The organism is Pandoraea faecigallinarum (assembly GCF_001029105.3).
Lineage (GTDB): Bacteria > Pseudomonadota > Gammaproteobacteria > Burkholderiales > Burkholderiaceae > Pandoraea > Pandoraea faecigallinarum.
Map to the genome: position 1 here is coordinate 1,386,734 of NZ_CP011807.3, position 13,049 is coordinate 1,399,782.

Here is a 13,049-nt window from a genome sequence, read left to right on the forward strand (position 1 = left end):
TGCTCGCGACGCCGGCCGCACCCGGATGCCCGCAGGCGCGGTCGCGGGCAGACGACGCAAACCGTCATTATAAGGGGGGCGCATCGTTTCGTTGATGGAGCCTCACAATCGGCGCGATAGCCTGCGATCCCCGCCGACGTTCACGAACGGCGGGCCGCGACGGGCCGGAACCGGCCGGCGCCCCGGAAGCCCCGGCGTTACTGCTTGTCACCTTTTCCTGCAAATATGGAGGTAATAGTTGTTTACAATGGAGTCTTGCCGCGCGGCAGGCCGCCCGTCTGCCCGCCCAACCGCATGGCTTGATGACGACGAAATCTTCCTACTCTGCTGGTGCCGGATCGTCGTTGCCCAATCGGGTGACGCACCTCTTCCATGAAATCCGCTGGATGGCGCAGGTCGCGCTGATGGTGTTCCTGTTGATGGCGCTGTTCTCGTACAGCCGTCTGGACCCCAGCTGGACACATGCGGCGCACGTGGAGCGTATCTCCAACTGGGCAGGACGCGTTGGCGCATGGGTCGCCGACATGCTGCTGCTCATGCTCGGCCTGTCCGCTTACTGGCTGGTGGTGTTCATCGCCCGCCGGGTGATCTCGGGCTACCGCCGGATCTCCGCGAAGCGCGAAGCGCCTCCGTTGCGCGAGCGCCTGGCGAGCGGCGGCTGGGTGGAGATCGTCTCCTCCCTGATGGTGCTGCTCTCGAGCGCGGGCATCGAATCCCTGCGTCTTTACCGTTTCAAGGCCCAACTGCCGCGGGCCTCGGGCGGTGTCATCGGTGAGACGGTCGGCGGCTTCTTCCAGCATGCGCTCGGTTTTACGGGCGGCACACTGGCGTTGCTGCTGATCTTTGCCTTCGGCCTCTCGCTGCTGTTCCATTTCTCCTGGCTGTCGGCCGCCGAGAAAGTTGGCGCGCTGATTCTCGACACGGGCACCGTGATCCGCCGCCGCCGCGAGGCGCGTCGGGACCGGCGCCTGGGCGAGGAGGCGGCCATCGCCCGTGAAGGCGCGGTCGTGCAGAACCGCGTGCGCGCGGAAGTCCATGAGCCGGTGCAGATCGTCCCGCCGGTCAAGGTCGTGCCCAAGAGCGAGCGGGTCGAGAAGGAGAAGCAGGCACCGTTGTTCGCCGATCTGCCGGACTCCATCCTCCCGCCGCTGGCACTACTCGATGCCGCGCCAGTGGCGCAGGAAACCGTGTCGGCCGAGACGCTGGAATTCACGTCGCGCCTGATTGAGAAGAAACTCAAGGATTTCGGTGTCGAAGTGAGTGTGGTGGCCGCTTATCCCGGCCCCGTCATCACGCGCTACGAGATCGAACCGGCGACCGGCGTGAAGGGCAGCCAGATCGTGAATCTCGCGAAGGATCTGGCACGTTCGCTGTCGCTGGTGTCGATCCGCGTGGTCGAGACTATCCCCGGCAAGAATTACATGGGGCTGGAATTGCCGAACCCGCGTCGTCAGACGGTGCGCATGACCGAAATTCTCGGCTCGGAGGTGTACAACAGTTCGTCGTCGCTGCTCACGCTGGCGCTCGGCAAGGATATCGGCGGCAAACCGGTCGTGGCCGATCTGGCGAAGATGCCTCACTTACTGGTCGCGGGCACCACGGGCTCGGGCAAGTCGGTGGGGATCAACGCGATGATCCTGTCCTTGCTGTACAAGGCGACGGCGGAGCAGGTGCGGCTCATCCTGATCGACCCGAAGATGCTCGAAATGAGCATGTACGAAGGTATCCAGCATTTGCTGTGTCCGGTAGTGACGGACATGCGCCAGGCGGGCCATGCGCTGAACTGGGTCGTCGCCGAGATGGAACGTCGCTACAAATTGATGAGCAAGCTCGGCGTTCGCAATCTGGCGGGCTACAACAACAAGATCGACGATGCGGCCAAGCGCGAAGAGCATATTCCGAATCCGTTCTCGCTGACGCCGGAAGCGCCCGAGCCATTGCAGCGCCTGCCGTACATCGTCGTGGTGATCGACGAGTTGGCCGACCTCATGATGGTCGTCGGCAAGAAGGTCGAGGAATTGATTGCACGCATTGCACAGAAGGCGCGCGCGGCCGGTATTCATCTGATTCTGGCGACACAGCGTCCGTCGGTCGACGTGATTACGGGGCTTATCAAGGCGAACGTGCCAACGCGTGTGGCCTTCCAGGTGTCCTCGAAGATCGATTCGCGCACGATTCTGGACCAGCAGGGGGCGGAGACGCTCCTTGGCATGGGCGACATGCTCTACATGCCGCCGGGCACCGGTTTGCCGTTGCGCGTGCATGGGGCGTTCGTCTCCGATGACGAAGTGCATCGTGTGGTCGAGCGGCTCAAGGAGCAGGGCGAGGCGAATTACGTCGAGGGCATTCTGGAAGGCGGAACGGAAGGCGAAGACGGCGGTATCGACGGCGCGGGCGGCGGAACCGGCGAGGGGGGCGGCGAGTCCGACCCTCTGTACGATCAGGCGGTGGCCGTGGTGCTCAAGCAGCGGCGTGCGTCGATCTCGCTGGTGCAGCGCCATTTGCGCATCGGCTACAACCGGGCGGCGCGACTGCTCGAACAGATGGAACAGTCCGGCGTGGTGTCGGCGATGGCGAGCAACGGCAACCGGGAAATTCTGGTGCCGAATCGCGAGGGAGAATAAGGAACATGCTGGGATTCAAGCGCGGTTTGCCGCTCATGGTGGGTGCCGCCGGTGTGACGCTGGCGGCGTTGGTCGCGCCGGCGTATGCCAGCGGTACGGCACAACTCAAGGCGTTCGCGGCGCAAGTGAAATCGGCGCGTGGCGAGTTCGAGCAGAAACAGGTCAAGGGCCAGCAGGACGGCGCGATGAAGGTGACCAACAATGCCTCGGGCACGTTCGAGTTCTCGCGTCCCGGTCAGTTCGTCTGGCATTACACGAAGCCTTACGACCAATTGTTGCAGGCGGACGGTACTACGCTTTACGTCTACGACAAGGATCTGAATCAGGTCACCGAGCGCAAGCTCGGCGACTCGTTGGGCGCGAGCCCGGCGGCGATTCTCTTCGGCAGCAACGATATTGAAAAGAGCTTTTCGCTCAAGGACGCCGGCGTAAAGAACGGTATCGACTGGGTGGAACTGAAGCCGAAGTCGCAGGACACGCAATTCCAGCGTGTCGGCATCGGGTTTCGCGACGGCAATCTTGCCGCGATGGAACTGTACGATGCGTTCGGCAACGTGACCTTGCTCACGTTCAGCAACATGCAGAAGAACCCATCGCTGCCGGCGGGCAACTTCAAGTTCACCGTGCCCAAGGGGGCCGACGTGATCAAGGGGTGAGCCCGGGCGGCGTCTGCTCCGTCCCCGTCGCCCGGCAAACGCATTACGGGCGAGCTGGCCGAGGGGCTGGCATAATGGGACATCCGATTATCTGACTGCGACCGGGGATTCCCCGGCCGTGTTGCTTGAGAACATGCCAAACGACGCCCCTTTGTCGGCTTCGGTGCCTTTGGCCGAGCGCCTTCGCCCCCACACCATCGACGACGTGATTGGCCAGCGCCACTTGCTGGGCAAGGGCAAGCCGTTGCGCGTCGCATTCGAGGCGGGCCGCCCGCATTCGATGATTCTGTGGGGGCCGCCCGGTGTCGGCAAGACGACGCTCGCGCGCCTCATGGCGGACGCCTTCAAGGCGTACTTCATCGCACTCTCGGCGGTGCTCTCCGGCGTGAAGGACATTCGGGATGCCGTGGAGGCGGCGCAGATCCAGCGCGCGCAGGGCAAGCAGACAGTCGTGTTCGTCGACGAGGTGCATCGCTTCAACAAAGCTGTCAACCACTATATAAATCAATTGGTTAGGAAGGTGATTGTGCAAATTTTTGGGCTTCCCCATTGTTCTGAGGTGGGAAACCATGCCTGATTTGTTCGCACAAGAGCCTGCTGCACCACTCGCTGAAGCCCTTCGCCCCAAGACCTTGGACGAGGTCATTGGGCAGTCTCACTTGCTGGGTGAAGGCAAGCCATTGAGACTGGCTTTCCAGTCGGGAAAACCTCACTCCATGATCTTCTGGGGGCCGCCGGGTGTTGGTAAAACCACCTTGGCGCGGCTCACAGCTACAGCCTTCAAGTGTGAGTTCATAGCACTGTCTGCGGTCTTGTCTGGTGTCAAAGACATCAGAGAGGCAATGGATCAGGCAAGGCAATATCTTGCTCAGGGCAAGAACACCATCTTGTTCGTAGACGAAATTCACAGGTTCAATAAGTCTCAACAAGATGCCTTGTTGCCTCACGTGGAATCAGGGCTGTTCACCTTCATTGGTGCCACCACTGAGAACCCTTCTTTTGAGGTTAATTCTGCTCTTCTGTCTCGTGCTCAAGTCTATGTGCTGAAGTCACTAACAGAAGAAGAATTGAAGCTGCTCTTGAAGCGTGTCCAAGAAGAAGGTGCTCTTGGTGACTTGGAGTTTGAAGATAAAACAGTAGATACCATCATTGGCTATGCAGATGGTGATGCAAGAAGGTTCTTAAACCTGCTTGAACAGTGCAAAACGGCTGCTGGTGCTGCTGGTATCCACAAGGTTGATACAGACTTCATCCAGAACGCCTTGACCTTGAATTCAAGGCGTTTTGATAAAGGTGGAGACAACTTCTATGACCAGATTTCTGCCTTGCACAAGTCTGTTCGTGGCTCCAATCCAGATGCGGCCCTCTACTGGCTGACACGCATGTTGGACGGTGGCGCTGATCCAAGGTATCTATCAAGGCGGATTGTTCGCATGGCTTGGGAAGACATTGGCTTGGCTGATCCGAGAGCCATGCAGATAGCCAACGATGCAGCACTGACCTATGAGCGGTTGGGAAGCCCTGAAGGTGAATTGGCACTTGGTCAAGCTGTCATCTATCTAGCTGTAGCTGCTAAGAGCAATGCTGGATACAACGCATACAACCAAGCAAGAGCCTTCGTGAAACAGGATAAATCAAGAGAGGTTCCTGTTCATCTTCGCAATGCACCTACGAAGCTCATGAAGGAGCTAGGATATGGGCATGAATACCGATATGCTCATGATGAACCTAATGCTTATGCTGCTGGTGAAACCTATCTGCCTGACGGTATAGAAGAACCTGGTTGGTATCAACCTGTTCCTAGAGGCTTGGAAATCAAGATTGGTGAGAAGCTGTCCATGCTGAAGAAGTGGGATGAAGAAGCTGGAAAAAAATAGACTCTACTAAAAAGTAGCTTTGAACTGAGGGGGATGCATGGCTGATCAGAAATTCATGATCGCAACTAGAAATAAGAAGGGGCAGATTGGCTACCTTTCTGAAGGACTCTCACTTCCTGAGTTTGCTGATCTTTTCAAGCCAAAAGGTGAGGTCCAGGTCTTGGTGGACTACTCGCCGGTCATTGAAGAGCTGCATAGGCTGCATAGAACGGCGAGTGATGAGGATATCCTCAATAAATACAATGCCATGTTCAACTTTTGGCAGGATGCGAAGACCTATACAAAAGAGTCATTGAAGGTATCCAAGAGCGAAGAATTGAGCAAGCAAGCCAATTCCTTGATTAATGAGCTTCAGCTTAAGCTTCAAAAGGTTGGTAGGGAGTTGAGTTCAAAATGGAGTTCTCCGTTGCATGAGTGGCGGGATGTGGTGAGCTTCATTAAGAGGGATTCGGATATTTACATTGATACCCTGTTGTGCTTTATTCACTCAAAGGCTTCTCTAGATATTAATTCGTTCAAGGGCGAAACGGTACTGTCCAGTTATGGAAAGTTTCTCCACGACTTCGTATCTAATATTTATACTCGGCTTTTGAGGGAGGGCTGGCAACAAGATTCCTTTCTTAAGTTCATAGCCTTTGAGCAGCCTGAAAAACTACAGCACTATCTGAGCCTTGAAGGTAAAGGTGAGACTTCCGATCAGTTCCTGCTGCGAGTTCTGAAAGAGCAAGACACCTATGGTGGGCATGATGAGCGCCAGGGCTATTATCGTGAAGTGTCCATTCGTTTCACTAGCTTCTCCAACGAATTCGTTTCGATAGTAGATGTGTTCAGGGACCTGCTGTATAAGATCTCATCGGTGAATGCTTTCTTGGAGAAGCTGAGAAAGGGAAGCCATGAGTGGGACGACAGTTCTGATTCGGTAGATGAACTTCGGGAAGAAATCCGCCTGCTTAAATGAGACGGTATACCTCGTAAAGAGCAAAAATAATTTGGAGGGGGCTGTGCAACAAGAAGATATTTTCTACGAAGACCGCTTTCTTGAAAGCTGGGCCGGCTCCATCATCACCAATCCCAGCACGGCAATCGTAGAGTTGGTTGCAAACTGCTGGGATGCATACGCCACTGAAGTAAAAATAGACTGGGCCGATCCGAAGAAGAACAAGCAATTCTCTATCTCGGACAACGGCAAAGGCATGACCAAGGATGAGTTTGACTACATCTGGCGTGCCATGTCCTATGACCGTATCAGCAAAACGGGTCCAACCACTGCACCGCCACCAGATGTAGAGGGGCTTCCACGGTTCGTCTTCGGGAAGAATGGCAAAGGGCGCTTTGCCAGCTTCTGCTTGAGCCAGAGTTACTTCATTACATCCATAAAGGACGGCCAAAAATTCGTTTATAAGGTCAGTAGAACATCAAACAAGCCTTTGATCACTGAGCTTGTTGAGTACGTTGAATCTGGCGTGGAAGGACATGGCACCACAATCACTGGTGAAGGTGAAATTCGTCAAACCAACTTGTCCGTAGAGCAGGCTAGAGAATTGCTCGGTAGTCGGTTTCTAGCTAACCCTTCGTTCAAGGTCATCCTGAATGGAAGCCCCATCACCTTCAGCGATATCAGCAAGTCCTCATTATCTATCGTTGATGTTGACGTTCCTGGCTACGGTACGGTTAAGATTTACCACATAGATACTCTGAAGGCGGACAAGACCACTAAGCAGCATGGGATTGCATGGTGGGTAACGAATCGAGCCGTGGGTGATTGCAAGTGGCGTGGCACTGACGTTGAACGCATTCTTGATGGTCGGACGGAGAAGGCGAAGCGATATACCTTTATCGTTCAGGCCGATTTCTTGAACAAGGAAAATGCGGTCAAGGAGGATTGGTCCGGCTTCAATGATAATAATGTTGCTTGGCAGACGACTAGGCCGATTGTTCAGGACAAGATCCGAGAGATAATCTCCAACACAAGCTCTGCGGAACGGGAAGGTAAGAGGACTGCCGTCCTCGAAAGGGTGGGCGAATCGGTCAACCTGCTTCCCCTTTTGAGCAAGGATCGTGTTACTACCTTCGTTAATGAGGTTGTAGATACATGCCCTAACTGTTGATTTTCACCAAATATTGACCCGGGGTTTTCATCGAAATTTGACCCACCCCAAACAGCGTAGTACATCTACTTCTGTGTGGATAAGTCGTCGGTTTCCGTGCCCTTGAGGGCCGTTTTCCGCGATACCCGAGACTTTGCCGAACTGGTCTTGAAACGCCAGGACTCATTGCCCGTTTCTACGATGTGGCAGTGATGCGTCACCCGGTCGAGCAGCGCAGTTGTCATCTTCGCATCCCCGAATACGCTGGCCCATTCGCCAAAGCTCAGGTTCGTTGTTATTGCCACGCTGGTGTGCTCGTACAGTTTCGAGAGCAGGTGAAATAGCAGCGCGCCGCCCGTCTGACTGAATGGCAGATAGCCCAGCTCGTCGAGGATCACCATATCCACGTACATCAACTTGTGTGCTATTTGGCCTTGCTTACCGATAGCCTTCTCCTGCTCCAGCGCGTTCGTCAGTTCCACTGTCGAGAAGTACCTAACTCGCTTGCCCTGGCGCTGCACCGCTTGGATCCCTATGGCGGTGGCCAAGTGCGTCTTGCCCGTACCTGGCCCGCCGATAAAGACGACGTTGTGTGCACTCGAGAGAAACGTCAGATCGTGCAGTTCGCGCACCAACACTTCATCTACGTGCGCTTGGCCAAAATCGAATCCCGTGAGATCTCGATGCGCAGGGAAACGAGCTGCAGTCATCTGATAAGCAATAGATCGGACCTGGCGCTCTGCCGTCTCGGCCATCAGTAGTTGCTTCATGAAACGCTCAGGATCAAACTCCGTGTGCCTGGATTGCGCGAGCAACTCTGGCCAACTGCTTGCCATGCCATGCAACTTCAAACCTTTAAGCTGGGCGGTGATGTCGTTAGACATGGCGATTCTCCGGAGCATTGGGCCGCAGGCGCTCATAGCGATCGACATCCGCTAAGGGCTCTTCGGTCAGATGCAGTTTGGTCGGGGTGGGCAATAACGGCCCAACTGGCGTTTTGAGTCGACTCAGCACATTGATGACATGCTCCGCACTCGGCCGGCCGGATTCCAGGGTAATTTTTACGGCAGTCAGCACGGCGTCTAAGCCATGGTCACGCACTGCCGCCAGCACTTGAGTCATAACCCGGTCACCACCAGGCTGTTTGAGCAAGTAGTGCTGTAAGCGCTGCAGCGGCACCGGCATCGTCGCAAATGGTGCTCCGTTGCGCAGTGCACCGGGCTTGCGCTCCACCAGGTCGATGTAGTGGCGCCAATCGTAAAAGGTGAGATATCGTTCAAAGCTACGCTCATGTCGGGCAACTTCTTGCCCTTCGGAAACGATGCTCAGATATGTCGGGTAGCTGCGCACGCTAACGACCTGATTGGTCAGACTCGACGGCACACTGTAGCGATTGCGTTGGAAGTGGATCAGGCTCGTTGAGGAGACGCGTAGCGTCTGCTCAACATATCCATCAAATGGCTTGGGGTTGGGCATCAACTTCGTTCGTTCATCTTGCAACGCGTCAGCGATGGTGATCTCGGGCCACTGCGGGTGTTTGCCTTGCCACGCGCATAGGCATTGGTCAGCCACCCACTCGTTGAGCGTCGCCAAAGTTTCCCATCGACGCTCGGCAGCTTCATGCCAAATCTGTCGCCGTCGATCTTGCACATTCTTCTCAACGATCCCTTTTTCCCAACCGGCGGCACGATTGCAGAACTCTGGCTCGAAGAGGTAGTGGCCACACATTGCCTCAAAACGAGCGTTGATCGCTCGCTCTTTGCCTCGGCCGACCTTGTCGACCGCCGTCTTCATGTTGTCGTAGATGCCTCGGCGAGGCACGCCACCAAATGCCGCAAAAGCTCGAGCATGTGCGTCGAATAGCATCTCGTGGCTCTGCGTGGGATAGGCGACTAACCAGAAAGCGCGGCTGGCGTTGAGTTTGACGTGAGCGACTTCAAGCCGTCGGCGCAAGCCTCCCACGAAGGCATACTCACAGCTCCAGTCAAACTGGAAGGCCTCTCCGGGATCGAATGCCAACGGCACATAAGCTTTGGTGCGTGGCGCCTGAGATTGCGCCTCGTGCCAGTGCCGCACAAACGCGCTCACTCGCGCGTAGCTGCCGGCATAACCCTGTGAACGTATCGCCTCAAACATGAAGCGAGCCGTACGCCGATCGCGCTTCGGCCGATGGCTGTCGGTACATAACCAGCCACTCAGTTGTTCGGCCCACTCGTCGACGACGCTGAGGCCGTTTCGCTTGGGGTAATGTGGCTCGACCGCATCGGGCTGGCGCAGCCAGCTGCGTATCGTGTTTCGGGACAGGCCCGTGCGTCGCGCGATCTCTCGCAGCGGTACCTTCTCGCGGATATACATCCGCCTGATCTTGGCTAGCATGCCCACCGTGATCACCTTGGTATCTCCTGCTCAAAGGTTGAGCAGGACATTGAATCACGTGGGTCAATTTTCGATGAAAACTACACCCCTCAAAGGGTCAGTTCTTGGTGCACATCAACAGGAAGTTGCCTGATCCGCAAGCAGGGTCAAAAATCTTCAGGTGTTCCAACCTGAGAAGCAGTTGCTCCAGCTTCGTCTTGCTGTCAGAGTGTTTCTCAAATTCTTCCTTCAGTTCGTTGAGGAAGAGGGGTTCAATCACCTTCATGATATTGGGCACAGACGTGTAGTGCATGCCCATGTTGCCCCGTTGGCTGGGGTCGACCACTGCCTGAATCATGGACCCGAAGATGTCAGGGTTGATTTCAGACCAGTCCAAATCTGAACCACACTCAATGAGCATGGCACGTGACTTCCGATTGAATTTCGGAACAGGCAGCTTGTCAGCGAACAAGCCACCGTTCACATAGGGGAAGTCTGCAAGATAGTCAGGAACACCCTCACGGCCTTCCTGGTTCATGACATCAAAGGCACGACTCAAGTAGTCGGCCAAGTCGCTACCGTCTTCAGCGGTGTGTGATGCTATATGGTTGGTGAACAGCTTGGTCTTGAAGATGCCAGTGTCTTCAGCAAAATAGCAGAACAAAATCCTGGACAGGAATACGTTCTGCCAATGAATTTCCCGCGTGGTGTTGGCTGGATTGTTATCCCGAAGCAAGTCAAACAGCTTCGCCATTTTTTCGGCGGCTTTGACATCGGCGGGGTTTTCGCCTTGAACTTGAGTTTTCTCTAGACCTGCCCACGGAAGGAAGAAGTCAAACTTCTTGCTCAGTTCAGCTAACGGAATATCTAGTGTATCTTCTGTCTTGGTATCAATCGCCAGAAGGTGAGTACTATTGATTGCGATGACGAAGCGAGGTAGGTGCTTTTCAACCACATCCGCATTCTTCATTTCGTCAATAATGGACAAAAGCTGATCACTACCCGTTTTCTTGAAGTAGACCTGCTTTTTCCAAAGAACTTCATCGGCATTCTTGGAAAGGTTATAGCTCCCTTTGCCAACCATTCTCAAGCGAGTGATGGAGGCTTTAGGCTTACCATAGCACTCCAACAATCCATATAAGAATTCGGCCTGATTGATGTCCCCCACAAGGGCCTTAACTTTTTCTTCTACTTGAGCAATATTCATGGGAAAGCTGGCCTACTGGTAATTCTGTGGTCAACGGCAAAAAGCACCCCGTAGGGTGCTTTCTCTGAGGTTCGGTAAGTTTAAGCTGCTTTGAACTCAGCTTCGGTGATTTCACCAAGTTGTTCCTTGGTGGGAACCTTGCCTTCACGGCTTGCCAGCTTCTTCAGGAAGTTGGTCTTGGCCTTCTTGTCAGAAGGAGTCACCAGCCATGCATCAACAGGCTTGCCGCTCTTGTAGGTGGTGAAGGCACCTTCAGCCTCCAAGAACTTGGGCGGGTGAGCCAGCCACACGCTGGTTTCGTCGGTCTTGGTGGACTTCAGCGGCTTGCTCATGTTGCGGGTAGCACCAGCACCACCTTTGCCAGCAGTGGAAACCTTGGCAGGAGCAGCATGGAAACCAAGCTCTTCAGCAGTGAAGTTGAAGAGGCTGATTTGCTCCAACATAGCTGCCAGAGCGGCAGGGCGTTCAGATTCCAACTGAGCAGCCACCATGTCTTCAAACTCTTTGCGCTTGGCAAGGATTTCAGCGATCGTCAGCTTCTTGGTTTCGGCCATGTAGATTTCTCCAGTAGATGAGGTAAGAGTGAACTGTAGTTGCTTGAGGGTTCTCAACAAGCTTCTACAGTTCTTCTTGCTTGTTGATGGTTGTACTGTAAGTTCAAGAACAAGAGGCGTCAACTAGATTTATCGCTTCTTGAACAAAAAAATCTTCAAGATAGATGGCTTCCTCTTGGCGTGGCGAAAGAACCACATCTATCTGGTGATGAGCAACACCAGAATGCTTGCTGGTGGTTCTTGACTTAATTTTCTCTTCTGTTATGGATGTTTGGTAACAGGAGAAAAATATGAGTGTAATTCAAGCTAGAGGTGAAAATAAAACTACCTTCAACATTATTATGGAGAACGGCCTTCCCTACAAGCCGATCATTCGATGTGAAACAACATTATTCAGGCAAAAGGGAAATGATAATGCTGGAATCATTCATTTGGAACTTCCTGATCCTTCACCCATTGATGATAGATTGGATGAGGCATTGAGTGTGTTTCAAAAAATCAGGCTAGATGAAGAGCAGGTTTTCATCGATATAGGTGACTATTATATTGCTGGAGCCCACTTCAGTGAGTTCATTATGAAATCAGCAGAGGAAAAAACACTTTATGTCACCATATATAAAGATGGGAAATTCATTTCGGGAGCACATTTCAGATGACGGTATTCAACTTCGTCACTGTGGGGAAGACATTGGATGTTGATTTGCCATTTGTCGAAAAAGTACAGTCTGAGCAAGAGACAGATGCTGTTGAGCTTGGCGAAGGAATCAAGTCCTTCCAAAGCACGTCTTTGCAAGATAGGCTTTACGTTCACACAAGCCAAGCTATCCAGTTCCTTCAATATAACTACCTGGTGCCACCTCTGGCACCACAAGTTGATGTGGTCTTCACCAATGTGAGCCTCAAGGAGAAGATAGGTAAAGTCATAAATTCTCTTCTTGGCAGAGGGCTGGAGCAGTACCAACACAATGCCTGTGCTGATCCTGAAACCTCCACCATCTACTTTTCAAGTGCCTACCTGGCGCTGAAAGAGAAGCTTCCTGCTGAAATACAAATTCTTGCTCTTGAGCTTGGCACTGTGCAGAAGGTTGTGGAGCGTGAGTTATTTCATGAAATAGGCCATCTGGCAATTAGAAAGCATCTCAGAAGAAAAGAGGTGGATAGCTCCATCCATCCGTTTGAACAGCGCATTAGAGAGAACATTGAAGAAGGATTTGCTGACTCTTTCTCCCTTCACATGATGGCTATCAAATATCCTGATCAGCAGTCGTTTCCTGTGCTAAGAAGGCACATTCAAGAGCAGGTGAAAAACGATCCGTTTCAGGTCATCAACGTGTATAGAGCCTATGACGACATACCTCTAAAAGACAGCAATGGTGCCGTTCTTAAGGATGTAAATCAGATTGTGGCTGGGTGCTTGGAAGTGGCACTGAAGAACAACAAGGCCATGCTTTTGGAGTGTCTTGCAGATAACTTCTACAGACCTCAAATCAAAGGATCACTAAACCTAATGCTGAGTGATTCTATTGATGACGGTGCCTATGTTGACCACTTCCACAATCATTACAGGAAGGAAGGCATTGTGGTCAATATCAAGGATGCGAGAGCCAAGCACTTTGGTAGCAACGCAAATACTGCGAAGAAGAAGGTGTAAAAAAAGCCCCATTGATGGGGCTTATATTTTGGATTTAT

The 13,049-nt window shown here is 53.5% G+C and carries 11 protein-coding genes and 1 pseudogene; 8 read left to right on the forward strand and 4 right to left on the reverse strand.

Features of this window, described 5'->3' with window-relative positions; genetic code table 11:
* Window positions 1-302: 302 nt before the first annotated feature.
* From AB870_RS06250 to AB870_RS06275, 6 genes and pseudogenes are all read left to right on the forward strand, one after another.
* On the forward strand, window positions 303-2,624 hold the full coding sequence (locus tag AB870_RS06250) for a DNA translocase FtsK (RefSeq protein ID WP_047907350.1): 2,322 nt from the start codon (window positions 303-305) through the stop codon (window positions 2,622-2,624).
* A gap of 5 nt (window positions 2,625-2,629) precedes the next feature.
* Complete coding sequence (gene lolA / locus AB870_RS06255) at window positions 2,630-3,280, forward strand: outer membrane lipoprotein chaperone LolA (protein ID WP_047907351.1); 651 nt, start codon at window positions 2,630-2,632, stop codon at window positions 3,278-3,280.
* Between the two features lie 133 nt (window positions 3,281-3,413).
* Window positions 3,414-3,767, forward strand: a pseudogene (locus AB870_RS06260) (AAA family ATPase); the annotation flags it as partial.
* 82 nt (window positions 3,768-3,849) lie between these two features.
* On the forward strand, window positions 3,850-5,157 hold the full coding sequence (locus tag AB870_RS06265; RefSeq protein WP_047907353.1) for a replication-associated recombination protein A: 1,308 nt from the start codon (window positions 3,850-3,852) through the stop codon (window positions 5,155-5,157).
* A gap of 37 nt (window positions 5,158-5,194) precedes the next feature.
* Window positions 5,195-6,115 carry a hypothetical protein gene (locus tag AB870_RS06270; protein ID WP_047907354.1) on the forward strand — a complete coding sequence of 307 codons (921 nt, stop codon included), beginning with the start codon at window positions 5,195-5,197 and terminating at the stop codon, window positions 6,113-6,115.
* Window positions 6,116-6,158: 43 nt separating this feature from the next.
* A complete protein-coding gene (locus AB870_RS06275; protein ID WP_084664087.1) occupies window positions 6,159-7,265 on the forward strand; it encodes an ATP-binding protein in 1,107 nt (368 codons plus the stop codon).
* A gap of 65 nt (window positions 7,266-7,330) precedes the next feature.
* On the opposite strand, the gene istB is transcribed toward AB870_RS06275, so the two are convergent.
* The 4 genes from istB to AB870_RS06295 all read right to left on the reverse strand — a co-directional run bounded on the left by istB (window position 7,331) and on the right by AB870_RS06295 (window position 11,360).
* Complete coding sequence (istB, locus tag AB870_RS06280) at window positions 7,331-8,128, reverse strand: IS21-like element helper ATPase IstB (protein WP_047907355.1); 798 nt, start codon at window positions 8,126-8,128, stop codon at window positions 7,331-7,333.
* Window positions 8,121-9,620: an IS21 family transposase gene (gene istA / locus AB870_RS06285; protein ID WP_418303997.1), complete on the reverse strand. Its 1,500-nt coding sequence runs from the start codon at window positions 9,618-9,620 to the stop codon at window positions 8,121-8,123. Before istA ends, istB begins: the two co-directional genes overlap by 8 nt.
* A 97-nt stretch (window positions 9,621-9,717) precedes the next feature.
* The gene (locus AB870_RS06290) at window positions 9,718-10,806 is read right to left on the reverse strand and encodes a type IIL restriction-modification enzyme MmeI (protein ID WP_053059596.1); all 1,089 of its coding nucleotides are present in this window, start codon (window positions 10,804-10,806) and stop codon (window positions 9,718-9,720) included.
* Between the two features lie 80 nt (window positions 10,807-10,886).
* Complete coding sequence (locus AB870_RS06295; protein ID WP_047907356.1) at window positions 10,887-11,360, reverse strand: hypothetical protein; 474 nt, start codon at window positions 11,358-11,360, stop codon at window positions 10,887-10,889.
* Window positions 11,361-11,650: 290 nt separating this feature from the next.
* Between AB870_RS06295 and AB870_RS06300 the strand changes: the two genes are divergently transcribed.
* Complete coding sequence (locus AB870_RS06300) at window positions 11,651-12,016, forward strand: hypothetical protein (RefSeq protein ID WP_071386847.1); 366 nt, start codon at window positions 11,651-11,653, stop codon at window positions 12,014-12,016.
* Window positions 12,013-13,011 (forward strand): hypothetical protein, encoded by a 999-nt coding sequence (locus tag AB870_RS06305; RefSeq protein ID WP_047907358.1) that lies wholly within the window; start codon window positions 12,013-12,015, stop codon window positions 13,009-13,011. Before AB870_RS06300 ends, AB870_RS06305 begins: the two co-directional genes overlap by 4 nt.
* The last annotated feature ends 38 nt before the right edge of the window (window positions 13,012-13,049 follow it).